Here is a 26,240-nt window from a genome sequence, read left to right as displayed (position 1 = left end):
CAACGACCCCCACCCGGCCCTTTGGGCCACCCTCCCCACAAGGGGGAGGGTAAGGGAGAGCCTCTCATGAACATCCTCGAACGATATCACGCCATGGATTATGCCCCAGCACCCGAGGCCCGCACGGAAGCCGATGCCTGGCTCTCTGCCCGCGACTTCTCGAAGGCGCTGTTCATCGCGGGCGACTGGCGCGCCGCATCAGGTGACAAGACCTTCGACACCGAAGATCCATCGACCGGCAAGCTTCTGGCCAAGGTCTCCGATGCCGGTGCTGCCGACATCGAGGCCGCGGTTGCTGCGGCGCGCAAGGCGCTGCCCAAGTGGAGTGCTGCCTCGGGTTACGAGCGCGCCAAGGTTCTCTACGCCATCGGCCGCGCCATGCAGCGTCACCAGCGCCTGTTCGCCGTGCTGGAAAGCCTCGACAACGGCAAGCCGATCCGCGAGAGCCGCGACATCGATGTGCCCTTGGCGATCCGCCACTTCATCCACCATGCCGGCTGGGCCCAGTCGCTCGATCGTGAGTTTCCAGGCCGCAAGGCAGCCGGGGTCGTCGGCCAGATCATCCCGTGGAACTTTCCGCTTTTGATGCTCGCCTGGAAGATCGCGCCCGCGCTCGCCACCGGCTGCACCGTGGTCTTGAAGCCGGCCGAGTTCACGCCGCTGACGGCGATCCTGTTTGCCGAGATCTGCGAGCGCGCCGGTGTGCCGAAGGGCGTGGTCAATATCGTCCAGGGTGGACCCGAGGCGGGAGCGGCCATCGTCAATCATGCCGGCATCGACAAGATCGCCTTCACCGGCTCGTCCGAGGTCGGCAAGATCATCCGCAAGGCGACTGCCGGTTCCGGCAAGAAGCTGTCGCTCGAACTCGGCGGCAAGTCGGCCTTCATCGTCTTCGAGGACGCCGATCTCGACAGCGCCGTCGAAGGGCTTGTCGACGGCATCTGGTTCAACCAGGGCCAGGTCTGCTGCGCCGGCTCGCGCCTCCTTGTGCAGGAAAGCGTCGCGGATGCCTTCATCGCCAAGGTCAAGACGCGCATGAGCCGGCTGCGCGTCGGCGCGCCATTGGACAAGAACACCGACATCGGCCCGCTCGTCGACCGGACCCAGCTCGACAGGGTCAGGCGCCTTGTCGAGGAGGGTGCGAGGCAAGGTGCCGTTTGCTGGCAGCCGGACCAGGACGTGCCAGCGACCGGCTACTACCACCTGCCGACGCTGGCGACGGGGGTGGCGCCGGCCAACATCCTCGCCCAGGAGGAAGTGTTCGGCCCGGTGCTCGCCACCATGAGCTTTCGCAACACCGAAGAGGCGGTCGAACTCGCCAACAACACGCGTTATGGCCTTTCCGCCTCGGTGTGGAGCGAGAACGTCAATCTGGCGCTGCATGTCGCGCCGCAGCTCAAGGCCGGCGTGGTCTGGGTCAACGGCACCAACATGTTCGACGCCGCCTGCGGCTTCGGCGGCTATCGCGAGTCAGGCTTTGGCCGCGAAGGCGGGCGCGAGGGGCTGGAGGAATATTTGGCGCCGAGCGAGCCGCATGGGCCGGTCATCAAGCCTCCGGCGGCACCGAAGGCAGCCGCGCGCGACAATGGCGAGAGCCACGGTATCGACCGCACGGCCAAGCTGTTCATCGGCGGCAAGCAGGTGCGGCCCGACGGCAACTACTCGCTGCCGGTGCTGACACCCAAGGGCAAGCTTGTCGGGGAGGTCGGCCTGGGCAGCCGCAAGGACATCCGCGATGCGGTCTCGGCGGCGCGCGCCTGCAAGGCCTGGCCGGAGGCGACAGCCTACAACCGGGCGCAGGTGCTCTATTACCTCGCCGAGAACCTGTCGGGCCGCACGGAGGAGTTCGCCGCCCGCATCTCGGAACTGACCGCTGCCAGCCACAAGGTGGCGAAGGCCGAGGTGGAAACCTCGATCGAGCGGCTGTTCTATTATGCCGGCATGGCTGACAAATTCGAGGGCAGGGTGCACCAGCCGCCGGCACGCACGGTGACGCTGGCGCTACATGAACCGGTCGGCGTCATCGGCATCGTCGCTCCCGACGAGGCCCCGCTGCTCGGGTTGGTCTCGCTCGTCGCTCCGGCACTCGCCATGGGCAACACCGTGGTCGTGGTGCCCTCGACCGCGGCGCCGCTGGTCGCCACCGATCTCTATCAGGTGATCGAATATTCCGACGTGCCTTCCGGCGCGATCAACATCGTCACCGGCCACACCGCCGAGCTTGCCGCGGTACTTGCCAAGCACGACGACGTCGACGGCCTCTGGGTCGTCGCCGAGGCCGAGACCTGTGCCAAGACGGAAGCGGAATCGACGGGCAACCTCAAGCGCGTCTGGACCGGCCACGGCCGCAGCCTCGACTGGCCAACCGCCCAGGGCGAGGCTTTCCTGCGCCGTGCTGTCGAGGTCAAGAATGTTTGGGTGCCGTATGGGGATTAGGGGAATAGGGGTAGCTTACTCCCTTACTCCCTTACTCCCTTACTCCCTCAGCTAATCTTCGAAAGCAGCGTCACCAGCGTCGCCGCATCCTTGGCGGACAGCGGCGACAGCGTTTCGGTGGTGATCGTTCGTGCCAGTGGCACGAGCTGGTCGATCATCTGCCGCCCTTCGCCGGTCAGGCGTACCATCAGCCGCCGCTTGTCGACCTCGTGCTTGGCCAGTTGCACCAGCCCGCGCGCGGCGAGCCGGTCGATCACGCCCTTGACCGTCGCCGCATCCATGGCGATCAGCCCGCCGAGCTGGTTTTGCGAGGTCTCGCCGACGTCGCGCAACTTGGCCAGTGCCGTGAATTGCGGCGGCGTCAGATCGCCGATATGTGAGGCGAAGATCGCCAGGTGGCGCTGGTGTGCCTTGCGCAGGATGAAGCCGATCTGCCCCTGCAATTGATAGTCGCCCTCGGCCGGTTCCGGGCTCATCTCAGCCCATCCCAGGCCTTGATGTCGGAGGCCTTCAATCCGCCCATGCGGTCGTGGATGCGCGGCCCGCATGTCATGACCAGCGCGAAGACGATCTCGTCGGGACGCGGACCGTCTGGCACGCCGACTTCCATGGCGTCGAAATGGCTGCGCACATAGGCGGCGTTGATGTGACCGATCGGCACGTCCATGCGCGCGCCGAAGCCGCCGAGTTTCTTGGCCGAAGGCACGATCGCCTTGGCCTCGCCCAGCCTTTCGCGCATGGCGTAGCCGCCGGGCACATGCCACAGCGCCCCATGTTCGAGTTCGCCCGCACTGCCGACGATGGCACCCTTGCCATAGCCGTCGATGGCCTTGGCATCGCCGCCAAGCGCCGCGATCAGCCGGTCGGTCAGCATCAGCCCGAGCGGTTTCAGGTCGTCCATGGCGCTCTGCAGGTCCTCGACATAGCGCCCGGCGAACGGGTTCTTCACCACCGCAAGTGCGGCCGCACGTCGTCGCGGCTCGCGCGCAGGCGGCCCGCCATCGTGGAATATCTCTTCGACGGTGACCGCAATCTTGCGGATCGGAAACTCATGCATGGCTCAGTACCCCCCTCGTGAACCGCTCAGCCGGCATGCCGCTGACACGATGTTCGCCTGCAAGGAATAGCACGGCAGTCTGGATCGACCCTTGCCGCCGCATCTGGTCGGCGGCCGCAAGCCCCGCATCGAGCGCCCGGTCGATCTCCGGCGGTGTCAACAAGCCGACGCCGGTGGTCGCCGGCCTGTCGCCGAGATCGCTGTCGGGTGCCAGTTCGCACGCAGGCGTGCGCTCGATTGCCGGGTGGCCGGGCAGGTCGACGGCGTTGGCGACCAGCGTCGCCGCTGCGTCCGCCGCCGCCCCGTTCGCGGCAAGCACCGTCACCGCATCGGCGATGCCGAGCGAAAAGCTGCGCCCGCGCCAGCCGCTGGTGGCGATGCCGCGCACCGGGTCCTGCCAGCGGATCGTCATCCGGTCGGCGAGACCATGGCCGGTGCCGGCGATGGCTGCCGACATCTGCTGGCCAGGGGCGAGGTACAGCGCGATGTCGCCGCCATTGTTGACATAGGCCCGGTCGAGCCGGCTTCCGGCAACCATCGCCGCCAGCATCTCGTCGGCCACCGAGCCGGCGACGGCAGCCATCGGCGTGATGAACTGTTCGGCCAGCGGCGCGACCGCCGCCTCCATGCGTCGTGCCGTCGGGCCGGTGAAGCGCCGGGGACTGGTCGAAGCCGGCCGGCGCAGCTCGGTCAGCTCTTCGACCAGTTCGGGCAAGATGGTCTGGAAACGTTCGACCGCCTGGCCGTAGGCAGCACGCAACTCGTCCTTGGCGCCGAACCCCTCGACGATCAGGTCGATCGGGCCGTGGTTGAGATGCAGCCGGCGACCGTCCGGCAGCCAGCTTGCCTGGGGTCCGTTCATGGCGATCCGTCCGGCACCGCCCGGCGCAGTTGCGCCAGCGGTGGCCAGGGATTGTCGGCACCGGCCCGGGCCTCCGCCCGCTCGTTGAAATATTCGCCGCCGCGCGCGAGCACGTCGCCGATGCTCCTGATCTCGGCCGCATGTCCGCCGAGCAACAGGTAGTCGTCCTTGCGCAGCGTGAACTCGATCGGCGCCACCAGCGCCGGGGTCGGCACATAGCCGAAGGCGCCATCGGGCACGCGTGTGACGTCGACCATCAGCGTGATGCCGCCCCCAGGCCAGACATAGACCGGCGCGCCGCCGACCGTCACATAGGTCTTCAGGCCATGGACAGAGCGGGTCAGGTTGACGGGGTTTTCGGTGACCCCGGCGCGCAGCGAGCCGCCCGCGCCGCCGACGAACAGCACGGTGCACAAAGCCGGCTCACAATTGTCCTCGATCAGCCCAACCGACTTGCGCAACCGCTCCGGGAACGGCTTTTCGACCGGTTTCAGCTCGGTATCGAGCTCGTAATAGGCGAACTGTTCGCCTGTCGTCGATACCATCAGCAGCGTAAGCCCGGGGCGGGCGCCCTTCTTGGCGTTCCAGTCGCCGAGGATGGAGAGCGGGTCGGAGATACTGGTGCCGCCCCAGCCGAGCCCAGGCTCCGAGACCTTGAAATAGCGCCCCGGCGTGGATTTCCGCCCGAGGATTTTGATCCCCGTGTCTTCCCAGCCCAGCACCTTGCCGGCCTGGTGTTCGGAAACGACACCGGTGATGTGATCGTCGACCACCACCACCTCGTCGACCAGCCCGCGCCATTGCGTGGCGAACATGCCGATGGCCGCCGAGCCGCAGCCGACGCGCATGCGGTGTTCGGTCTGGCCGTCGATGACCGGCGCCTTGCCGGCCTCGACGACGACGGTCGCGCCGCCGTCGATGGTCAGTTCCACCGGCTTCTTGTTGCAAAGGTCGAGCAGGGTCTCGCAGGTCACCCGTCCCTCGGATTTCGAACCGCCGGTAAGATGGTGCACGCCGCCGAGCGACAGCATCTGCGAGCCGTATTCGCCCGTCGTCACATGGCCGACCGCCTCGCCCTGCGCGCGCACGCTCGCCGTTTCAGGTCCGAGATGGCGGTCGGTGTCGATCTTCACCTTGACGCCGCAGTAGGAGAAGATGCCTTCGGTGACGACAGTCACCAGGTCGACGCCCTCGACCTCCTGGCTGACGATGAAGGGAGCCGGCTTGTAGTCGGGGTAAGTCGTGCCGGAACCGATGGCGGTGACGAAACGCCGGCCGGTGTTGACCAACTCGCCGTCCCAGGCCTGGCCGCCGAAGGGCACCAAGGGTGTGCCGCTCTCGACCGCGTAGTCGAGCACGCGCACGGCGTCGCAGCGCACGATGCGGCCGCCGAAATTGCCGTAACGGTCGCAGGCGCCGGTGCGGCCCTCGGCGATGTAGCACATGACAGGGCAGGCATCGCAGCGCAGCTTTTCGCCCGCCTGCCTGTCGCCGGCCTCATGCGTCTCGAAGCGTTCGGAGAGCTCGTTCATCGGCGTGCCTCCTGGATTGCCGCCAGGATGCGCGACGGCGTTGCCGGCACCTTGGTCACCAGCACGCCGGTGGCGTGGCGGATGGCGTTGAGGATCGCCGGCGCGGTCGGGATCAGCACATGCTCGCCCAAACCCTTGGCGCCGAAGGGTCCTTCCGGGTCCGGAACTTCCACCAGGATGGTCTCGATGGGCGGAACGTCGCCAATGGTCGGGATCAGGTAGTCGTGCAGGTTTTCTGTCCGGCCGGGGATGTATTCTTCCATCAGCGCCATGCCGATACCCTGCGCGATGCCGCCCTCGATTTGTCCTTCGGCGAGCAGCGGATTGATCGCGCGGCCGACATCGTGGGCGGCGGTGATCTTGACCAGCCTGACCGTGCCCAGCGCCATGTCGACCTCGAGCTCGGCGATCTGTGCGCCATAGCCATAGACGGCATAGGGCTTGCCCTGGCCTTTGGCGTCGAGCGGCGTGGTCGGCGGGTCGTAGCTCTCTTCTGCGGCAAAGACCAAGCCGTCGTCGTCGGGCTTCAGCAGTACAAGATCGATGCGCCGTCGTTCGCCGCCTTCATGCACCAGCAGCAGCCCGCCGGGCAGCAATTGCAGCGACGCGTCTGCCGAGACATTTGCGTAGCGCAGGATCTTTTCGCGCAGCGTCCGCGCCGCCTTCTCCGCCGCCTTGCCCGAGACATAGGTCTGGCGTGACGCCGAGGTCTTGCCGGCGTCGGGCGTGATCGCGGTATCGGCGCTTCGCAGGGTGAAATCGCCGAGCGGCAGGCCGAGCGCGTCGGCTGCGATCTGGGCGATCACCGTGTTCGAGCCCTGGCCGATGTCGACCGCGCCCTGGTGCAGCGCCACCTTGCCGTCTGGCGTGATGCCGAGCTTGATTGTCGAGGGGTTGGGCAGCGAGGTGTTGCCGCAGCCATACCAGCACGAGGCGATGCCGACGCCGCGCCTGACGGCATTCTGCGACGCATTGAAGGCTTCGGCGTCTGTCAGCGCGCGTGCCCAGTGGGGCTCCAGCGCGGCGAGGCAGTCGACGATGCCGACGCCGGCTTCGAGATGGTGGCCGGTCACTGTTTCGGAGCCGTTTCGAAGCGAATTCTGCAAGCGAAACTGCAGTCGATCAATGCCGAGCCGGATGGCCAGCTCGTCATAAAGGGTTTCCTGCATCAGCGTTGCCTGCGGCACGCCGAAACCGCGGAAGGCGCCCGACACCGGGCCGTTGGTGTGGATGGCGCGGGCATTGGCGCGATAGTTCGGCGTGGCATAGGGGCCCGATGCATGCACCGGCACGCGGTTGGCGACGGTGGGCCCGAAACTGGCATAGGCGCCGGTGTTGAAATCGCCGGCAAAGATCATCCCGCGGATCATGCCGTCGGCATCGGTGCCAATCGTCGCCTGCATCGAAGCGGGATGGCGCTTGGTGGTCGAGGCCATCGATTCCGTGCGCGTGTAGGCAAGCGCCGCCGGCCGGCCAGTCTTCAGCGCGACGAGGCCGATCAGCGGCTGCAGCGAGACATCGATCTTCGAGCCGAAGCCGCCGCCGGTCGCCGTCGGCACGATGTGGACCTTGTCCGGTGCAAGGCCGAGGATGCGCGCCGTGTCGTCCCGGTCCATGTGCGGCGCCTGCGTACAGGCGACGATGATGAGCACGCCGTCGTTGACGAATGCATAGCCGGCTTCCGGTTCGATATAGGCATGCTCGACATAGGAGGTTTCAAAGCTGCCAGACACGACGACAGCCGCGTTGGCGAGCGCCGTTTTGGCATCGCCATGCTCGACCACGCCTTGCACGAGGAGATTGCCAGGCCGGCTGGAATGGATCAGTGCCGCCCCCGTCGCCTGTGCCGCGGCAGGCTCCATCACTGCCGGCAGTTCGCGCCATTGCACCGGGAACCTGGCGAGGTCCAGTTCGCGAGCCGCCCAGCTTTCGCAGGCGACGAGCGCGATAGCCTCGCCGCGAAACCGGGTTTCGCCTTGGGCCAAAGCCGGCTGGTCGGCGAAGGGCGGGATGACACCGAAGCAATTGATCCCAGGAATGTCGGCGGCAGTGAAAACCGCGACCACGCCTGCATTGTCCGCCACATACGCCTCAAGGTCGCCGAAGCTGAACGCTGAGCGGTGATGCGGTGAGCGGACGACCAGTACCGACAGCGCATCCGCCGGGAACGAATCGCCGCCGAATTTCTCCGCCCCCGTCACCTTGGCAACACCGTCGAGCTTGACCGGCGAGGCGCCGACCGCATGGCCTGCTGGCGGGAGGCGCAAGTCGAAATGCTTGGATGACATACCCCCCTCTGGCCTGCCGGCCATCTCCTCAAGGGGGGAGATTAGCCAATCGCTGCCGTCGGAGCTGCCGATCTCCCCCCTTGAGGGGGAGATGGCCGGCAGGCCAGAGGGGGGTGCCACAAAGCAATGAGCCTCCATCACCGCTGCCACGATCTTGCGGTAGCCGGTGCAGCGGCACAGAACGCCGCCCAGCGCGTCCTGCACCTCGGCTTCGCCAGGAGACGCATTGCGTTCGAGCAGTGCGGTGGCAGCCACCAGGATTCCAGGCGTGCAGATGCCGCATTGTGCGGCGCCATGCGCCAGCAACGAGGCCTGGAGCGCGGACAGGCCGTCGCCGCCCAGGCCCTCGACCGTGCGCACGGCAGCGCCTTCCACCGAAGCCGTCGGCAACAGGCAGGCGCAGACCGGCTCGCCGTCGAGCATCACGGTGCAGGCGCCGCAGTCGCCGGCATCGCAGCCGACCTTGGTGCCGGTGAGCCCGAGTTCGTCGCGCAGGACCGATGACAGTCGCCGCATCGGCGCCGCCGATACCGACACCGGCGCGCCGTTGACGGTGAAGCTGATCGGCGCGCGGTCGTTTTTCATGCCGCCGCCCGTCTCTCGCTTGCGCCGGCAGCCTGCAGAAGCGCACGCGCCACGATTTCCCGCGCCGCGCCTCGCCGATAGGCCGCGCTGCCGCGCACGTCGTCGATCGGCGTCAACTCGTCGAAGGTGACGCTGCCGACGATCCTTTCGATGAACTCCGGTGGCTGGCCGGCCAAATCGCGCTCGAGCCGATGCAGCCGCTGCGCCACCGCCGAACACGAGCCCACCGCGACCGCTGCAGCGGCAATGCGTCCTTCACTGTCGAAGGCGACCCGCGCCGCTGCCATGGCGATCGAAATTACCAGGTAGCGCCGCGCCCCGAGCTTGTAGAAGGCCGAGCTGCCGGCGGTTGCCGCCTTGGGAATCCGCACCGCTGTCACCATCTCGTCGTCCCGCAGGATGGTCTTGCGGTTGCCGAGGATGAACTGGTCTAGCGGAACGATCCGCGTTGCGCGCCGCGATCGCAGCTCGACCTCGGCGTCGAGCACCTGCAACGCCGGAACACCGTCCGCTGCCGGAGAGGCGTTGCAGATGTTGCCGGCGACCGAAGCCACGTTCTGGATCTGGATCGAGCCGATTTCGCGCGCCGCCTGCTTCAGCGCATCGAAGGCCAGCGGCAGCGGGGTGCGCAGCAGCTCCGCCCAGCTTGTCCGGGCTGCGATGACGAAATGGCTGTCGGTCTCGGCGACGCCGCGCAACGCGGCGATGCCGTTAATGTCGATGACATCCTGCTGCAGGGGGCGACTGCCGAGGGCGGGGTAAAAGTCGGTCGCTCCCGCCACAATGCGCCACGACCCTTCGCTGAGCAGCGCGAGCGCTTCTTCGAGCGTCTTGGGTTTCGCGTAACGGGTCACGCAATGCCTCCCGGCATGTCGCCGGACAAAACTCATTCGCATGCAAATGATAACTCGCTGCGACCTTTTGTCAAAGCCCGTAACGTTGGGTGAGGGTGGTCCTCATGAACTGCAACGGCCAGTTTGACGGTTGACGCGGGCGGCCATCTGGCCGAGTTTCGGCGCTCGCCAAGACGGCGGTCCCACTCGACGCAGGTTTGATGGAGGCTCCATGGCTGGTGATGCGCTCATCGTCATCGACATACAGAACGATTTTTGCCCCGGCGGCGCGCTTGCCGTGTCAGGCGGCGACGAGATCATGCCACTGGTCAACGATCTCATCCGCAAAACCGAGCATGTGCTGTTGACGCAGGACTGGCACCCGGCAGGCCACTCCAGCTTTGCCTCCAGCCACCAGGGCAGGCAGCCGTTCGAGTCCATCGACATGCCCTACGGCGCCCAGACGCTTTGGCCCGACCATTGCATCCAGGGCAGCAAGGGTGCCGATTTCCATTCCGGCCTCGCCTGGGCAAAGTCCGAGCTCGTCATCCGCAAGGGCTTCCGCACCGGCATTGACAGCTATTCGGCCTTCTTCGAGAACGATCATCTGACGCCGACCGGCCTTGCCGGCTATCTCAACGAGCGCGGCATCGACTCGATCACGCTGGTAGGTCTTGCGACCGATTTCTGCGTGGCCTATTCGGCGCTCGATGCGGTCAGGCAGGGGTTTGCGACGACGGTGCGGCTCGATGCCTGCCGCGCGATCGATCTCGGCGGCTCGCTCGACATCATGATCGGAAAGATGCGCGACGCCGGCGTCAAGCTCGTTTGAGCATTGGCGATCGCGTACTGGATAAACCGGCGTTTGCGTCGGCTTGAGGGGACGAAATGAAACTCTTGCATATTGCTGCAGCTCCCTTGGCGCTGTTCGGGCTGCTGCTGACCGCCGGTTCGGCTTTTGCAGCGGAAGCTGGATTGCCCGGTGCCGCGATGTCGTTGTGGTGGGCGCTGCCTTTTGCCGGCTTGCTGCTTTGCATTGCCACTGGGCCGCTGCTCTATCCCCACGTCTGGGAGCACCACTACGGCAAGATCACAGCGGGCTGGGCGGCCCTCGTCGTCGTGCCGATGGCGATTGCGTTCGGCACGGCTGTCTCCGCCGAGGCGGTGCTACATGCGCTGCTGCTCGAATACATGTCCTTCATCATCCTGCTGTTCGGGCTGTTCACCATCGCCGGCGGCATCCTGGTCGCCGGCAACATCCACGGCACGCCGATGGTCAATGGTGCGCTGCTGCTGATAGGTGCTGCACTTGCCTCCGTGGTCGGCACGACAGGCGCGTCGATGATCCTGATCCGCCCGATCATCCGTGCCAACGACAACCGGCCGTTCAACGCCCATGTCGTCGTCTTCTTCATTTTCCTGGTGTCCAATATCGGCGGCTCGCTGACCCCGCTCGGCGACCCGCCGCTGTTCGTCGGCTTCCTCCGTGGCGTCGACTTCTTGTGGACGACAGCCAATCTGTGGCGCGAGACGCTGTTCGTCGGCGGCATCGTGCTGGCCACCTTCCTCGCCCTCGACTGGTTCCTGCACAGCCGCGAGCAGGGCCAGCCCAAGATCAAGGACCCGACGCCGGACTCCAAGGTCCGCATCCGCGGCGTCGCCAACATCGTCCTGCTGGGCGGTGTCATCGGCGCTATCCTGCTATCGGCTTCGTGGAAGCCCGGCATCGCCTTCACTATTCAGGGTGTGCATGTCGAACTGCAGAATCTCGTCCGCGACGCCATCATCGTGGTGCTTGCGCTCGTCTCGCTGCGCATCACCCGCAAGGAGTACCGCGCCGCCAACGGCTTCAACTGGGGCCCGATCCTTGAAGTGGGCAAGCTGTTTGCCGGCATCTTCGTCTGTATCGTGCCGGTCATCGCCATTCTGCGGGCGGGGGTCGACGGTGCCTTTGCGCCATTGGTGTCGATGGTCACCGGGCCGACTGGCGCACCCAACGACCTCGCCTATTTCTGGCTCACCGGTATACTGTCGTCCTTCCTCGACAATGCGCCGACCTATCTCGTGTTCTTCGAGCTGGCCGGCGGCGATCCCAAGGAGCTGATGACCACGTTTGCCTCGACGCTGGCGGCGATCTCGGCGGGCGCGGTTTTCATGGGCGCCAACACCTATATCGGCAACGCGCCCAACTTCATGGTCTATGCCATTGCGCGCGAGAGCGGGGTCAGGATGCCCGGCTTCTTCGGCTACATGCTGTGGTCGGGCGCAGTGCTGATCCCGACCTTCCTGATCGCCGGCTTTGTGTTCTTCGGTTGAGGGGCAACTCCCCCTCATCCGGCCGCTGCGCGGCCACCTTCTCCCCGTTGGGGAGAAGAGTTTGGCGGTGACCTTTCAGAGCTCCTCCCCAGCGGGGAGAGGTCTGCCGAGCGAAGCGGAGGCAGGGCGAGGGGGCTCTACCCCACGCCGACATAGCGCCTGACCAGCGCCGGATCGTCGCGCAGCCGTGCGACGTCCACCGTCTCGCGGTTGCGGCCGTTCTCGATGAAGGCGACACGGTCGGCTACGGACAAAACCGCATCCACCCGCTGTTCCACCAGGATGGTCGAAACCCCGCGCTCGCGTAAGCCGGCCACCGTCTCGCGGATTCTGGCGATCATCGACGGCATCAGCCCCTCGGTCGGTTCGTCGAGCAGCAGCACCTCGGGTTCGAGGCACAGCGCACGCGCCATCGCCAGCATCTGCTGTTCGCCGCCCGACAGCGTGCCGGAGCGCTGCTTCAGCCGGTCGCGCAGCAGCGGAAACAGGTCGAGCACGCTTTCCCGCACCGCCTTGCCCTTTTTGCGCGTCATCAGGCCGATCTCGATGTTCTCGGCGACGGTCAGTTCGGCAAACAGGCGGCGGCCCTGCGGCACGTAGGCGACACCCGCCTTCGGCACCTCATGCGCCGGCAGTTCCGTCAGTTCGCGCGCGCCCAGTTTGATGGAGCCGGCGCGGGCCGGCACCAGACCCATGATCGCCTTCAGCGTCGTCGTCTTGCCGGCACCGTTGCGACCGAGCAGGCACAGCACTTCGCCCTTGCGCAGTTCCAGGTCGAGCCCATGCAGCACCTGCACTTCGCCGTAGAAGCAGTCGAGGCCGCCGATCGTCAGCGCCGCGCTCATGCGCTGGCCTCCTGCGCGGTGCCGAGATAGGCTTCCTGCACGGCAGTGTTGGCGCGGATTTCAGCCGGGCTGCCCTCGGCCAGTATCTTGCCGGCATTGAACACGGTGATGCGCCGGGCCAGCTCCATCACGACCTGCATGTTGTGCTCGATCAGCAGCACTGTGGCGTCCTTGGCGATCTCGCGCACCAGGGCGATGAAGCTATCGATCTCGCCGTCCGAAAGGCCCTGCGTCGGCTCGTCGAGGATCAGCAGGCGCGGCTTGAGCGCCAGTCCCATCGCCACCTCGAGCAGGCGCTGGTGGCCGTAGGCCAGCGCGCCGGCTTGCTCATGCGCCCGGCTGGTAAGCCCGACGCGTTCCAGCGCCTCCATCGCACCCTGTCGCACCGCGCCGCGCGATCTGCCGTCGGTCAATGTCCGCTGCACCGGCAGGGCCACGTTCTCGTAGGCGCTGAGATTGGCGAACACGCTGGTGATCTGGAACGTGTAGGCGATGCCGCGCCGCACCCTGAGATGCGCCGGCATGTCGGTGATGTCCTCGCCGTCGAACACGATGGTTCCCGCACTCGGCGCATAGCGCCCGCAGACGAGGCTGACAAAGGTCGTCTTGCCGGCGCCATTGGGACCGATCACCGCCCGGATCTCGCCTGGCTCGATCGAGAAATCGACATTGTCGACGGCGCGCAAGCCGCCGAAGTGACGCGACAGTCCTTTCGTCGTCAGAAGCGGCGTCATGGCAGCCACCTGAGCCAGCGTTCGCGGAGTGTGCCGAGCACGCCCTTGCGGAAATAGAGCACCAAAAGGATCAGCACCGCGCCGACCACCAGCATGTAGGCCGAGGTGTAGCCGCTGGTGATGTCGATGACGTAGTACATGAATAGCGTGCCGATCAGCGGCCCGAGCGTCGTTGCGGCACCGCCGAGCAGTGCCCAGAGCAGCGGCAGAATGGAATACTGCACCGAGGCGAAGGTCGAGCCGACATAGCCGAAGAGCAGCGCATAGGCCGCGCCCGCCGCCGCGCAGATGACGCCCGACGCGACCACCGCCGCCAGCTTGTTGGCGAAGGTGTCGTAGCCGAGCATGCGCGTGCGCTCCTCGTTCTCGCGAATCGCCACCAGCACGCGGCCGTGGCGCGAGCGCACGATGGCGAGCGTGGCGAAGAGGGCCGCCGCAAACAGCGCCACTGCCAGCAGATAGCGTGTGGTCGGGTTGGTCAGGTCCAACGTCTCGGTGCCAAGCGTGATCCGCCGCGCCTGCTGCGGCAGCACCAGCCCCTCGTCACCGCGCGTCCATTCGCCGAAATAGAGCGTGGTGAGGTAAAACACCTGGGCGAACATCATGGTCACGATCATGAACGCGACGCCCGATGTCCGGAGCGCCAGCAGGCCGATGACCAGCGACACGACAAGGCCTGCACTGACCCCGCCGGCAAAGGCCGCCGGCACGCCCCAGCCGAGATGGTAGAGCGGCAGGCCGGCGCCATAGAGCCCGGCGGCGAAGAACATGGCATGGCCGAGGCTGAGCAGCCCGACATAGCCGAACAGCAGATTGTAGCCCATGGCGAAGACGGCGAGCACCAGCACCCGCGCCAGCACGCCATGATGATATTCGGGCAGTACGAAATTCAGCGCGACGAGCAGGGCTATGACCGCCACATGCAACGCGTAGACCTTTGCCGTCGCTTCGCCTCCGATCATTTCGCTGCCGTTCCGAACAGGCCCTGCGGCCGGAACACCAGCACCATGGCGACAATGAGCGTTGCAATGATCTTGGCGAGCGTCGGCGAAAAGAACACCGAGATGATGCCGTCGGACACGCCGATCAGAAGGGCGGCAATGACCGTACCGCGCAGCGAGCCGAGTCCGCCGATGATGACGACGATGAATGACAGCAGCAGAGGGTCGAGCCCCATCAGGTAATGTGCCTGCTGGATCGGCACGATCAGCACGGCGGCGATCGCGGCGAGCATGGCGCCGAGCGCGAACACCGCGCCATAGACGCGTCCGACTGGGATGCCGAAGGCCTGCGCCGTCTCGCGGTCATACTGCGTCGCCCGCATCACCAGCCCGATGCGCGTGCGCGTCAGCACGAACCAGGTGGCGAGCAGCAACAGCGCCGAGGCCGCGATGATCGACAACTTGTAGCCGGAATAGCCAAACCAGGGCAGTTGGATGCGGTAGTTGAACGGCGGCGCCACCGGCCGCGCCTCGGGGCCGTAGAAGGTCAGCGCCAATTGCTGGATGATGTAGAGCAGGCCGATGGTGGCGACGATGGTGGCTTCCGGGTTGTATTCGACGCGGCGCAGCACCAGCCGCTCCGACACCCAGGCGATGGCGCCGACGATCAGCGGCGACACCACCAAGGCGACCGCGAAGCCAAATGCGGGATGGCCGGTGAGTGTGGTGGTGATCGCCCATGCCAGAACGGCGCCCAGCATGAAGAACTCGCCATGGGCGACGTTGACGATGCGCATCACGCCGAACACCAGCGACAGGCCGAGTGCCGTCAGTGCCAGCACCGCCGAGGTGACCAGCCCTTCGAGCGTGGCGAGCAGGAGATGCGGGAAGAAGGCCATTCAGGTGCGGCGTCCTTACCCTCCCCCTTGTGGGGAGGGTGACCGCGAAGCGGTCGGGTGGGGGTACAAAGGCTCAGTTAAGCGGTTGGCGACCCCCACCCCGGCGCTTCGCGCCGACCCTCCCCACAAGGGGGAGGGTGGGGTGCCGCACCCTCACAGCGGCTGCGTCGTGTAATCACCTTCCGGTTCGTACATGCCGTCCTCGATCGACGTCCGGTGCACGACGTTGAGCTTGCCGCCTTCGACCTTGGAGATGTTCTGGTGGCCGAAGACCTGGTGGATCTTGCCGTTGAACTTCTTGTCGCCTTGGGGATGCTCGGGGCCTTCCTTGAATTCGGTCAGCGCCTCGGTCGCCTCGACCAGCTTGGCACGGTCCTCCGGCCCCTTGTAGCCTGAATCCTCCATCGCCTTCTTGATGACGTAGAGCGTTTCCCAGCAGCCGAACATGTGGGCGGCGGTCGATACGTCCTTGGCGTCGCTGGTCGAAGCGCCGTTGTCGTCGATGCCGACGGCCGCGCGATAGGCCTTCTGCGCCTCGCTGTCATTGGCCTGGGCGTAGCGCGGCGAACCTTCCCAGAAATGGCTGCCGTCGAGGAACTCGAGGCCCGAGCTGTTGATGTCGACGGCTTCGAGCGAGTCGATGAAGCCGAACAGCTGCGGCTTGTTGGAGCCGTAGAACTCGCCGAGTTCCTTGACGAAGGTCAACACGCCCGGCCCGACCATGACGTGGTACAGCACCTCGGTGTCGGCGGGAATCTGCGGCAGGTATTTGGTGAACGAGCTTTCGGTCGGCGGGATCGGGATCTGCGCCACCACCTCGCCGCCCTGCGCCTTGATGGCGGGGGCGAAATAGTCGCGGTGATCGTAGCCGAAGGCATAGTCCGGATAGATCATCGTCACCTTCTTGCCGAGGTTGGCGGCGACCCAGGGCGCGACCGACGTGACCTGCGAGCGCACGTCGGTGATGCCGGGCTGGAAGACCCAGCGGTTCAGCTTGCCCGAGGCGACATGGTAGCCTTCGCTGACCACGTAATAGGGGATCTTGAGCTCGCCGGCGGTCGGCGCCGAGCCGACGACGACATGGGAAAACAGCGTGCCGAAGACAATGTCGGTCTTGTGCTGGGAGGCGAATTTGCCGACCACTTCGGCGCCGCGCTTGGGATCGGTGCCGTCGTCCTCGACGATGATCTCGACCGGACGGCCGTTGATGCCGCCGGCATCGTTGATCAGCTTGACCGCGGCGTTGGTGGTCTTTTCGTACCAGCGGCCATAGGCGGCGCCGATGCCGGTGCGGTGGGCCTGGAAGCCGATCTTGATCGGTGCCGACGACTGCGCCTGCGAATAGCGCACGAAGCCCGGTGCGGCCATCAGGCCGGCGCCTGCGGCCAGACCCTTGAGTGCGGTGCGGCGCGTGACGCCACTCTTGCCGAGGTCGAAGAAGCGTTTGCTGTCAGTCATGCCCTATCCCCTTGCCGTGCGTTTTGACCAACGTTCGTGTGGATGTGAAGCCCTTCGCCCAGGATCCAAGAACCGGGCGAAAAATCGCATGTATACAAACTAGATCACCAATCCCCGGAGGTGGCAATAGTTGCTTCCCCAAGGTCAAAACCAGCTGCATTTGCACTATCCCGCGGTGGCTGTCGAGAGCAGCCAGAGGCCGAAAACGGTGTAGCCGATCATCAGCAATGTCAGCGGCAACTGGCTGAGCGAGGCGCGGGTCGCGGAGGGGTGCAGCCGCCAGGCGAGCAGGTGGGCGACAAGCACCGCCAGCACGTGCCCGCCAACGATCGCTACCGCCTGCAGGTTCCAGATCAGCCAGGCGGACTGGGCGCCCATGGCGATACCTGCCTCGACCGGCATGTGTGCGGTGCCGAACAGGTTCCAGCCGAGCGCCAACGGGTCCGACAGCGCCACCAGCGCGTATTGCCCGTTGACCAGCAGCGACGTCAGGTAGTGCGAGAAATGATAGGCGAGCGCGATCGGCACGATCGACCAGACGAACAGGCCGGCGGATTTTTGGAGGGGCTGTGTGCTGCACACCAGCCTTTCGCCGACAAGGACGGCGAGCAAGCCGATGGCGGCAAGCAGGATAAACATCGCCGCCAGGCCGAGGCTGTTGGTGGCGACAAGTGCTGAGCGACCGGGCAGTTCGAGCGGGTTGACGCCATTGAGGCCAAGCCAGAAGAAGGTCTTGGAAAAGCCGTCAAAGGACACCGAAGCCAGTGTCGCGAGCAGGAACAGTGCGCCCGAGGGCGGCAGCGGCTCGGCCTCGTTGAGCTTGGCGCCGGGGCAGCACAAGGCAAGGCGCAGGCGGGAGCCGTCCTGTTTGCCGTCGACGATGCCGAAGCGCGCGATCATGGCAAAGAACGTCGACAAGAACTCGCCCTGTCGGCTCCAGCGCTCGAAGCCGAAGGCGAGCATGGCGGCGAAGGAGAACAGCCAATAGCTGCCGGCGGCGATGGCGAGGCGCGCCGGGTCGTCGGGGGCGGGGTAGATCAGCTCGAACCAGGCGAAGGCGAAGAACAGGATGAAGGCCGGCCAATAGCCGACCCAATCGGGCAGGCGCAGCGGGCTGTCGCCCCCGGCCTTGGCGCCGAATGCTCGACTGACCAGGCGATACGGCCCGTACCATGGGTTGAGCCAGTGCCACAGATTGCCGAGGAGGCCTTGGGCGAGGGTCAGTCCGACCCAGAGCAGCGTCCAGACCGTCAGCGGCAGCGGGTTGGAGAGCGGGTCGCGTGAGCCGATGAACCCGGCGGCGACAAGAGTCGCGAAGGCGGCGAAGGACACGAGGCTGACAGGCAGCCGCAGGTCGGGGATCGAACCGAGCGGCAAACGCCGGCGCCAGAAGGCTGTCAGCCGCTCCGGTGGCAGCAGCGCCAGCACCAGGAAAGATGCTGCCACTGCCAATGCTGCGCCGGCTATGTAATGGCCGGTCGGCAACAGCAGGACATGGCCGCGGTCGGAGGCGTGGGCGAGGGCGGGCAGGGTTTGCGGTGCGGTTATGGCGCATGCGGCGAGCATCGCCGCCGCGCTGCGCCGAATGGTCATGGCTGTGTTGGTTCCCCGCATCACGCACCGATGTGCCATATGGCTTGGGTCGCGGGAAGGGCACTTGCCTTCTCCCCTTGTGGGAGAAGGTGGATTGGCGCGCAGCGCCGAGGCTTTCACCGCCAGCCGCCGCAAGGCCCGGACTTGGGGGCTCATCAGGGAGAACCGACCTGTCGGCCCGGCACCGGCGCTGCCCGGTGCGCACCGGGGTCCCATGGAAGATCGCGAGGGCAATGATACGGGCGGTGGAGAGGGGGGGGAGAAATGGGGGCGGCTATCCACGCGGAATGGTTACAGATGGTGACAGTTTGCGCTTGGTGGGCCATTCCATTCTGGACCACCGCGGCAGTTGCCGCGTCACGGCATGGATCCCCGGGTCTCCGCACGTCGCTTCGCTCCTGCTCCGCCCGAGGATGACGAAGGCATGTTCGCCTTCGGTTAATCGCTGAAATTGCAGTTTGCAGGGAATGCCAGGACACCTAGCGGACAAGACGAGGAACAATTGCGTCTATTTGCCAATCTCTGACGTTGACGATTGGCCGCGCGGCCCGATGCCTTCGTCATCCTCGGGCGGAGCAGGAGCGAAGCGAACTGCGGAGACCCGGGGATCCATGCCGTGAAGTGGCAGCTGCCGCTGCGGTGCAGAAAAAGCTCGTTCATTCTCGAAGCGACAAATGCATCAAGCGTGGAAAAACCCTCCACCTTCGATGGGACCAGCCCGAGCCGCCCCCCAAACCCGGCTTAAACCTTCACCAACTGTTCCACCCGATCCTTTTCGCCGAAGATGCGGAGGTAGCGGGCGATTTCCTTTTTGTCGCCGGTGGCCTTGGCCGGGTTGTCGGAGAGCTTGACTGCGGGGCGGCCGTTGGCCTCGGTGACCTTGCAGACCAGCGAGATGGCGTTCAGCCGGTCGGTTTCCTTGGGCGCGCAGCCCTCGAAATCGTTGGTCAGGTTGGTGCCCCAGCCGAAGGACATGCGCACCTTGCCCTCGAAATGGCGGTAGGTCTCGATGATGGTGTCGACGTCGAGGCCGTCGGAGAAGATCAGCAGCTTCGAGCGCGGGTCCTGGCCCTTCTTGCGCCACCACTCGATGATGCGCTCGCCGCCCTCGATCGGCGGGGCGCTGTCGGGGCGGAAGCCGGTCCAGTCGGCGACCCAGTCGGGCGCGTCGCGCAGGAAGGCAGCCGTGCCGAAGGCGTCGGGCAGGACGATCAGGAGATTGCCGCCATAATAGCGCTGCCAGTCGCGCAGCACCTTGTAGGGTGACTGCTTGAGCTCGTCCTCGCTGTTGGCGAGTGCGGCATAGACCATCGGCAGCTCATGCGCGTTGGTGCCGAGCGCCTCGAGGTCGGTGTCCATCGCCAGAAGCACGTTGGAGGTGCCGGTGAAGGCCTCGCCGATGCCCTCCTTGAGCGCCTCGACACACCAGCGCTGCCACAGGAACGAGTGGCGGCGGCGGGTGCCGAAGTCGGAGATCTTGATTTCGGGCAGCATCTTCAGCTGCTCGGTCTTGTCCCACATCTTGGCCTTGGCGCGGGCGTAGAGCACGTCGAGCGCGAAGGGGCCGAAAGTCTTCATCGCCGAGCGCGAGCGTAGCTCGTTGATGATGGCGAGTGCGGGGATCTCCCACATCGAGGTCAGCACCCACGGGCCGGCGAAGGTTAGCTCGTACTGGCCGTCGCGCTTCTCCAAGTGATAGGGCGGCAGCTGGAAATTCTCGAGCCAGGCGAGGAACTCCGGCTCGAAGATCTGCTTGCGGCCATAGAAATTGTTACCGCCGAGCCAGATCATCTCCTTCTTGGAGAAGCGCAGCGTGCGGGCATGGTCGAGCTGTTCGCGCAACTCGCCCTCGTCGATCTCCTCGGCGAGCTTGACCGACGTCGCGCGGTTGATCAGCGAGAAGGTGGCGTCGACCTTGGGGTGCATGCCCCAGATCATCTGCAGCATCAGAAGCTTGTAGAAGTCCGTGTCGAGCAGCGAGCGGACGATCGGATCGAGCTTCCAGGTGTGGTTGTACACCCGTCGTGCAATGTCGGTCCTGGCCATGCCGCTTCATCCTCCTTGGCGCATCCGCCCTGTCGGGCAGGCGCGCGCCGCATCCTCGCTGTTAGCATTGGGATATAGCGCGGGGGCGATCAAGGCGCAGGCGAGAAAAAAGCAGCCTTGGCCCTATGGTTGCATCGGCCGAACAAGAAAGATGAGGCAGCCCTAATGCTTAGCCGGTCGCGGTTGCTTTCTGCCCGCGGCGCTTGCGGATGCTGATCTGGCCGGTGACGGCCTGTTCGGTGCGCGCCGGCAGCTCCTCGCGTTGGGCGAACAGCCAGTCGATGAAGACCTGGGCGATGGGCGCCGATTTCACCTCGTTGCGGCAGACCACATAGAAGGCGTCGACCGCCGGCACCGACAGGTTGAACGGCGTCACCAGCTGTCCCCTGGCGAGCATGCTCGACGCAGTGACGCTGTCGCCCAGCGCCAGGCCGTGGCCGTGGACCGCGGCTTCGGTGGTCAGGCTCGCGCCCGACATGTGGTGCTGCTGCACCGGACGGACGTCGAGCGCGTCGGCGGCCGCCAGCCAGGTGTGCCATTCGCGGCCGTCGTCGGCATGCAAAAGCACGTGGTCGGCAAGGTCGCGGACGCTGCGGATCGGCCGGTTGTTGATCAGCGTCGGACTGACGACGGGAAACAGCTCCAGCGTCGACCATTTTTTCAGCCAGCAGTCGGTCCAGCTGCCGTCGCCATAGAGCACGCAGACATCGACGTCGGGCGCATGGATGTCGCGCGGATCGTTGGAGGCGTTGAGGCGCAGGCTGATGCCGGGATATTGCGAGGTGAAGCCGCCGACACGGGGCACCAACCAGAGCGACAGCAGCGCCGGCACGCAACTGACCGTCAGCTTGCCCGAACTCGTCGGCCGCGTCATGCGCGCGGTGGCCGAGGCGATGCTTTCGAAGGCGCCGGTCACGGCCGGCAGCAGCTCGGCGCCCTGCGGGGTCAGCTTCAGCCGCGAGCCGGCGCGCTCCAGCAGCTTGACCTTGAGCGTTGCCTCCAGCGCCCGGATCTGGTGGCTGATAGCACCATGGGTAACGTTGAGCTCGCCCGCCGCCTTGGTCAGCGAGCCATGGCGTGCGGTTGCCTCGAAGGCGCGCAGCGGGTTCAGCGGGGGCAGGCGCCGGGACATGAAATCTCCGCCTGGAGTGGCATCGTACTGTGAGAAATTCTCACACGATAGACCTTAACATTATCAATTGCTATTTCAACGGCGCTGCCGGAAACTCACCGCAATAACAACCAAAAAGCATGCGGGGAACACGAGATATCAGGCTGACCGCCGGGAGCGGACGGCCGCAGGCGATCGTTCCCGCATTGCGACTTTTGAGGAGGCAATCATGGGTTTCGACGTCAACAAGCTTGCCGAGCTGCGCCAGAAATACGGCGAAGGCCACGGCGGCGATCTGTTCGACCCGAAGTTTCGCCGTGTCGCCGACAAGATCTTCAACAAGGCCGGAACCCGGCTAGCGCCCTATTCGGGCGTACCGACGTTCCTGACAGCCCCCTATCTCCAGGTAGACAACGACAATCCCGATTTCGGCGACCTTCAGGTGGCGATGATCGGCGTGCCGATGGATCTCGGCGTCACCAACCGTCCGGGTTCGCGTTTCGGCCCGCGCGCGCTGCGCACCATCGAGCGCATCGGGCCTTACAATCACGTGCTCGACTGCGCCCCGGTGCAGGAACTGCGCGTGGCCGACATCGGCGACGTGCCGTTCCGCAGCCGCTATCGGCTCGAGCTCAGCCATGAGGACATCGAGCGCCGCATCGGCCAGGTCGTCGATGCCGGCGTGGTGCCGCTGTCGGTCGGCGGCGACCATTCGATCACCCATCCGATCCTCAAGGCCGTCGGCAAGAAGCGCCCGGTCGGCATGATCCACATCGACGCCCATTGCGACACCGGCGGCGCCTACGACCTGACCAAGTTCCACCATGGCGGCCCGTTCCGCAACGCCGTGCTCGACGGCGTGCTCGACCCGACGCGCGTCATCCAGATCGGCATCCGCGGCTCGGCCGAATATCTGTGGGAGTTCTCCTACGAGTCCGGCATGACCGTCATCCACGCCGAGGAGATCAGCGGCATGGGCATCCCGGCCGTCATCGAGAAGGCCAAGAAGATCGTCGGCGACGGCCCGACCTATCTGTCCTTCGACATCGACAGCCTCGACCCGGCCTTTGCGCCCGGCACCGGCACGCCCGAGGTGGGCGGGCTGACGACGCGTGAAGTGCTGGAGATCGTTCGTGGCCTCAAGGGCCTCAACCTTGTCGGCGGCGACGTCGTCGAGGTGGCGCCGCAATATGATTCGACCACCAACACCGCGCATGCCGGCGCCCAGGTGCTGTTCGAGATACTGAGCCTGATGCTGTTCAGCCCCTTCGTCACCGGCAAGGATGCTTGATCACAGCAATTTCGACTGGCCGCTGTTTGGGAAGCGGCGGCCAGGTGCTAACGCGACTGTTCAACAAACAAACATTCCAGAGGGAACCACGACATGAACATCAAGACGCTTCTGCAATCGACGGCAGCGGCCCTGCTCGTCGCAGGCACCGCTATCTTCGCCGCCCAGCCGGCCAATGCCGACGCGCTCGAAGACATCGCCAAGGCCGGCCAGGTCAATGTCGGCGTCTTCGCCGATTTCCCGCCCTTTTCCTCGGCGAGCGCCGACATGAGCCTCAAGGGATATGACATGGATGTGGCGCAGGCCATCGCCGACGCGCTCAAGGTCAAGCTCAACCCGGTACCGGTGACCGGCCAGAACCGTATTCCCTACCTGACCGACAAGCGCGTCGATTTGCTGATGAGCGTCGGCTACTCCAAGGAACGCGAGCAGGTCATCGACTTCGCCGCGGCCTATGCGCCCTACTACATCGCCGTGATTGGCCCCGCCGAGCTCAAGGTCGCAGGCAAGGAAGACCTCGCCGACAAGTCGATCGCCGTCAACCGCGGTACGCTCGAAGACACCTCGCTGACCGAGGCCGCACCTGCTGGCGCCGACATCAAGCGCTTCGACAACTACAACGCCGTCATCCAGGCTTTTATCTCGGGCCAGACGCAGCTGATGGTGGTTGGCAATGACGTCGGCGCCCAGGTGCTGGCCCGCCAGGAGGCGCTGAAGCCGGAGCAGAAGTTCCAGCTTCTGACCTCGCCGTCGCATATCGGCCTCAACAAGAACGAGGAAGGCCTGAAGAAGGTCATCAACGACACGGTGGCGGCGATGCTCGCCGATGGCCGGCTCTCGAAATCGTCCGAGGCGTGGCTGAAGGTTCCGCTCAACCCTGAAAACCTCAAGGATTGATCGGTGGGCTACAGCCTCGACTTCGGCTGGCTTGAAGGGGCTGCGGGCGCAATCGCCCGCGGTGCCGCCATGACGGTCTTTTTGATCGTGGTGACGACGATTGCCGGCACGCTGATCTCCGTGCTGGCCGCCGCCGGCCGCCGCAGCGGGCCGAAATGGCTGAAGCGCGCCATTACGGTCTATGTCGAGGTGATCAGGAACACGCCGTTCCTGGTGCAGCTGTTCTTCATCTTCTTCGGCCTGCCGAGCCTTGGCATCCGGCTCGACCCGATCGTCGCCGCCATCCTGGCGATGACGCTCAACATGGCGGCCTATACCACCGAGATCGTCGGCGCCGGCCTCGATGCGGTGCCGAAAGGCCAGCGCGAAGCGGCCGCTGCTTTGGGCTTGCGGCCGCGCCAGGTCTTCGTCAAGATCGTGCTGCCGCAGGCGCTGAAGGTCATCTTTCCCGCCCTGACGAGCCAGATCGTGATCATGATGCTCGAGTCTTCGGTCGTGTCGCAGATCGCAGTCAGTGAACTCACCTACGAAGCCGATATGCTGCAGGCGCGGACCTTCCGTCCCTTCGAGACCTATTTCGTCGTGGCGATGATCTATCTCGGTCTTTCGATACTGCTGCGCCGCCTGCTTGTCGGCGTCGGCCGCCGCACGCTCTCGGCAGGTGTGACATGATCGAGTTCACCTTCTGGGACATCCTGCGCAACCTGGTCTTTGCCACGCGCTGGACGGTGCTTTTGTCGATCGCGGCCTTTGTCGGCGGCGGCGTCGTCGGCATCGCCATCCTGTTTTTGCGCATCTCCAAGACCAAATGGATGCGCCGCTTTGCCAGCGGCTATATCGCGCTGTTCCAGGGCACGCCGCTGCTGATGCAGCTGTTCTTGATGTTCTTCGGCCTGCCGATGCTCGGCTTCCGCATCGAGCCGTGGACGGCCGCCGTGCTTGGCCTGACCTTCTTTGCCAGCGCCTATCTCGCCGAGATCTGGCGCAGCGGTGTCGATGCCTTGCCGCGCGGCCAGTGGGATGCCGGTGCCAGCCTCGGCCTGCACTATGTCCAGGAGCTGCGCCTGATCATCCTGCCGCAGGCCTTCGCCATCACCCGCGCCCCCGTCGTCGGCTTTCTCGTCCAGCTGATCAAGGCCACCGCGCTGACCTCGATCATCGGTTTCGAGGAGCTGCTCAGGACCTCGAACGCCATCAACAACGCGACCTTCGAGCCGTTCACCGTCTACGGCTTGGTGGCGCTGATCTTCTTCGTGCTTTGCTATCCGCTCACCCAATATGCCCGTTCACTGGAGGCCCGCGCCGCAGCACGCTGAACCACACTCAGTCATTATCCATCATAAGAATCCGTGGGAACAGCCGGCGCAAAGCCGGCAATAAATGAGGAGAAGACAAATGACCAAGATACTGAACCACCCGATGAGCCGCCGCGCCGTGCTCGGTGCCGGCGTCGCCTCGGCCGGCATGCTCGCCATGCCGTCGATCCTGCGCGCCCAGGAGAAGTCGATCAAGATCGGCGTCTATGGCGGCTACTTCAAGAAGTCGTTCGACGAGCACATCTTTCCCGAATTCACCAAGGCGACCGGCATCGCCGTCGAGTCGATCGCCGAGCCGACCGGCGAGGCCTGGCTGGTGCAGCTCGAGCAGGCCGCCAAGGCCGGCCAGGCTCCGGCCGACATTTCGATGATGTCGCAAGTCGCGACGCTGAAGGGGCAGGCGACCGAATTGTGGACGCCGATCGATGCGGCCAAGATCAAGAACCACGCCAATCTGCTCGATCACTTCATCAACAAATATCCTGACGGCCGTATCGCCGGCATCGGCGCTGTGGCGTGGTACATCACGCTGGTGACCAACACCGATGTGTTCAAGGAGGCACCCACATCCTGGGCCGCCCTTTGGGACCCGGCAAACGCAGACAAGCTCGGGCTTCTGGCGCTTGCTTCCAACTCGTTCCTGCTCGAGGTGACGGCCACCACCTTCATGGGCGGCACCAAGGCACTCGACACCGAGGAGGGCATCCTCAAGGCGCTCGAGAAGCTGGCCGAGGTCAAGCCGAATGTCCGGCTGTGGTATCGCGACGAAGCGCAGTTCGAACAGGCGCTGAAGTCCGGCGAGATTCCGATGGGCCAATATTACCACGACGTCACCGGCCTTGCCGCGGCTGACGGCCAGCCGGTGCGCTCGACCTTCCCCAAGGAAGGCGGCATCCAGGATTCGGGCAACTGGGTCATCTCGCGCGCCTCGACCAAGGTCGACGAAGCGCACATCTTCATCGACCATATGAGCCAGCCGGCGGTTCAGTCCTTGATGTCGCGCAAGGTTGGCACTGCGCCGACACTCAAGAAAGAGGTTCTCGACCTCAAGCCGGAAGAGTTCGCCGCCGTCTCGTCGGACATTCCGCCGATCATCCCGCGCTACGACCTCTACACCACCAAGGCCGACTGGATTAACCAGAAGTGGACCGAGCTGATCGTCGGCTGATCTGGATTACCCTCCCCCTTGTGGGGAGGGTG

General features: G+C 65.4%; 22 protein-coding genes. 8 read left to right on the top strand and 14 right to left on the bottom strand.

The features are described from left to right. Positions 1–66: 66 nt before the first annotated feature. On the top strand, positions 67–2,436 hold the full coding sequence (locus CO731_RS02280) for an aldehyde dehydrogenase family protein (protein ID WP_108605772.1): 2,370 nt from the start codon (positions 67–69) through the stop codon (positions 2,434–2,436). Between the two features lie 47 nt (positions 2,437–2,483). On the opposite strand, the gene CO731_RS02275 is transcribed toward CO731_RS02280, so the two are convergent. From CO731_RS02275 to CO731_RS02250, 6 genes are read right to left on the bottom strand one after another with little or no spacing between them, the layout of a single operon-like run. After that, positions 2,484–2,912, bottom strand: a complete 429-nt coding sequence (locus CO731_RS02275) for a MarR family transcriptional regulator (protein WP_108605771.1) — start codon at positions 2,910–2,912, stop codon at positions 2,484–2,486. Then, positions 2,909–3,493, bottom strand: a complete 585-nt coding sequence (locus CO731_RS02270) for an amino acid synthesis family protein (protein WP_108605770.1) — start codon at positions 3,491–3,493, stop codon at positions 2,909–2,911. Before CO731_RS02270 ends, CO731_RS02275 begins: the two co-directional genes overlap by 4 nt. Next, entirely contained in the window at positions 3,486–4,355 is an 870-nt protein-coding gene (locus CO731_RS02265) for a UPF0280 family protein (RefSeq protein ID WP_108605769.1), read from the bottom strand. The genes CO731_RS02270 and CO731_RS02265 overlap by 8 nt, the downstream gene beginning before the upstream one ends. Beyond that, the gene (locus tag CO731_RS02260; RefSeq protein WP_108605768.1) at positions 4,352–5,887 is read right to left on the bottom strand and encodes a 6-hydroxynicotinate reductase; all 1,536 of its coding nucleotides are present in this window, start codon (positions 5,885–5,887) and stop codon (positions 4,352–4,354) included. Before CO731_RS02260 ends, CO731_RS02265 begins: the two co-directional genes overlap by 4 nt. Further along, entirely contained in the window at positions 5,884–8,760 is a 2,877-nt protein-coding gene (locus tag CO731_RS02255; RefSeq protein ID WP_108605767.1) for a molybdopterin-dependent oxidoreductase, read from the bottom strand. The genes CO731_RS02260 and CO731_RS02255 overlap by 4 nt, the downstream gene beginning before the upstream one ends. Continuing rightward, a complete protein-coding gene (locus CO731_RS02250; RefSeq protein ID WP_108605766.1) occupies positions 8,757–9,614 on the bottom strand; it encodes a xanthine dehydrogenase family protein subunit M in 858 nt (285 codons plus the stop codon). The genes CO731_RS02255 and CO731_RS02250 overlap by 4 nt, the downstream gene beginning before the upstream one ends. A gap of 211 nt (positions 9,615–9,825) precedes the next feature. Here CO731_RS02250 and pncA point away from each other — a divergent pair, with 211 nt between their 5' ends. Together pncA and CO731_RS02240 are read left to right on the top strand one after the other, a co-directional pair. Then, positions 9,826–10,425 (top strand): bifunctional nicotinamidase/pyrazinamidase, encoded by a 600-nt coding sequence (gene pncA, locus CO731_RS02245; RefSeq protein ID WP_108605765.1) that lies wholly within the window; start codon positions 9,826–9,828, stop codon positions 10,423–10,425. 56 nt (positions 10,426–10,481) lie between these two features. Then, positions 10,482–11,909: a sodium:proton antiporter gene (locus tag CO731_RS02240; RefSeq protein WP_108605764.1), complete on the top strand. Its 1,428-nt coding sequence runs from the start codon at positions 10,482–10,484 to the stop codon at positions 11,907–11,909. A gap of 137 nt (positions 11,910–12,046) precedes the next feature. Here the strand turns inward: CO731_RS02240 and CO731_RS02235 are convergent, their stop codons facing one another. From CO731_RS02235 to gcvA, 8 genes are all read right to left on the bottom strand, one after another. Further along, the gene (locus CO731_RS02235) at positions 12,047–12,754 is read right to left on the bottom strand and encodes an ABC transporter ATP-binding protein (RefSeq protein WP_108605763.1); all 708 of its coding nucleotides are present in this window, start codon (positions 12,752–12,754) and stop codon (positions 12,047–12,049) included. Further along, the gene (locus tag CO731_RS02230; RefSeq protein WP_108605762.1) at positions 12,751–13,488 is read right to left on the bottom strand and encodes an ABC transporter ATP-binding protein; all 738 of its coding nucleotides are present in this window, start codon (positions 13,486–13,488) and stop codon (positions 12,751–12,753) included. The genes CO731_RS02235 and CO731_RS02230 overlap by 4 nt, the downstream gene beginning before the upstream one ends. Beyond that, on the bottom strand, positions 13,485–14,450 hold the full coding sequence (locus CO731_RS02225; RefSeq protein WP_108605761.1) for a branched-chain amino acid ABC transporter permease: 966 nt from the start codon (positions 14,448–14,450) through the stop codon (positions 13,485–13,487). Before CO731_RS02225 ends, CO731_RS02230 begins: the two co-directional genes overlap by 4 nt. Further along, positions 14,447–15,328, bottom strand: coding sequence for a branched-chain amino acid ABC transporter permease (locus CO731_RS02220; RefSeq protein ID WP_108605760.1), 882 nt, complete (start codon positions 15,326–15,328; stop codon positions 14,447–14,449). Before CO731_RS02220 ends, CO731_RS02225 begins: the two co-directional genes overlap by 4 nt. A gap of 153 nt (positions 15,329–15,481) precedes the next feature. Then, positions 15,482–16,786, bottom strand: coding sequence for an ABC transporter substrate-binding protein (locus CO731_RS02215; protein WP_108605759.1), 1,305 nt, complete (start codon positions 16,784–16,786; stop codon positions 15,482–15,484). A 165-nt stretch (positions 16,787–16,951) separates the two neighbouring features. Continuing rightward, on the bottom strand, positions 16,952–18,352 hold the full coding sequence (locus tag CO731_RS02210) for a hypothetical protein (protein ID WP_108609583.1): 1,401 nt from the start codon (positions 18,350–18,352) through the stop codon (positions 16,952–16,954). Positions 18,353–19,120: 768 nt separating this feature from the next. Beyond that, positions 19,121–20,425 carry a nicotinate phosphoribosyltransferase gene (pncB, locus tag CO731_RS02205; RefSeq protein WP_108605758.1) on the bottom strand — a complete coding sequence of 435 codons (1,305 nt, stop codon included), beginning with the start codon at positions 20,423–20,425 and terminating at the stop codon, positions 19,121–19,123. Positions 20,426–20,594: 169 nt separating this feature from the next. After that, positions 20,595–21,557 (bottom strand): transcriptional regulator GcvA, encoded by a 963-nt coding sequence (gcvA, locus tag CO731_RS02200; RefSeq protein WP_108605757.1) that lies wholly within the window; start codon positions 21,555–21,557, stop codon positions 20,595–20,597. Positions 21,558–21,765: 208 nt separating this feature from the next. Here gcvA and speB point away from each other — a divergent pair, with 208 nt between their 5' ends. The 5 genes from speB to CO731_RS02175 all read left to right on the top strand — a co-directional run bounded on the left by speB (position 21,766) and on the right by CO731_RS02175 (position 26,208). Continuing rightward, positions 21,766–22,827: an agmatinase gene (gene speB, locus CO731_RS02195; RefSeq protein WP_108605756.1), complete on the top strand. Its 1,062-nt coding sequence runs from the start codon at positions 21,766–21,768 to the stop codon at positions 22,825–22,827. 93 nt (positions 22,828–22,920) lie between these two features. Further along, on the top strand, positions 22,921–23,724 hold the full coding sequence (locus CO731_RS02190) for a transporter substrate-binding domain-containing protein (protein ID WP_108605755.1): 804 nt from the start codon (positions 22,921–22,923) through the stop codon (positions 23,722–23,724). A gap of 3 nt (positions 23,725–23,727) precedes the next feature. After that, the gene (locus tag CO731_RS02185) at positions 23,728–24,396 is read left to right on the top strand and encodes an amino acid ABC transporter permease (protein WP_108605754.1); all 669 of its coding nucleotides are present in this window, start codon (positions 23,728–23,730) and stop codon (positions 24,394–24,396) included. Further along, positions 24,393–25,040 carry an amino acid ABC transporter permease gene (locus tag CO731_RS02180; protein WP_108605753.1) on the top strand — a complete coding sequence of 216 codons (648 nt, stop codon included), beginning with the start codon at positions 24,393–24,395 and terminating at the stop codon, positions 25,038–25,040. The genes CO731_RS02185 and CO731_RS02180 overlap by 4 nt, the downstream gene beginning before the upstream one ends. 88 nt (positions 25,041–25,128) lie before the next feature. Then, positions 25,129–26,208 (top strand): ABC transporter substrate-binding protein, encoded by a 1,080-nt coding sequence (locus tag CO731_RS02175; protein ID WP_108609582.1) that lies wholly within the window; start codon positions 25,129–25,131, stop codon positions 26,206–26,208. The last annotated feature ends 32 nt before the right edge of the window (positions 26,209–26,240 follow it).

This window comes from Aminobacter sp. MSH1 (assembly GCF_003071665.1).
GTDB classification, from domain to species: Bacteria; Pseudomonadota; Alphaproteobacteria; order Rhizobiales; family Rhizobiaceae; genus Aminobacter; species Aminobacter niigataensis.
Note: the sequence above shows the minus strand (reverse complement) of the source record. Positions and strands in the feature narration are given on the sequence as shown.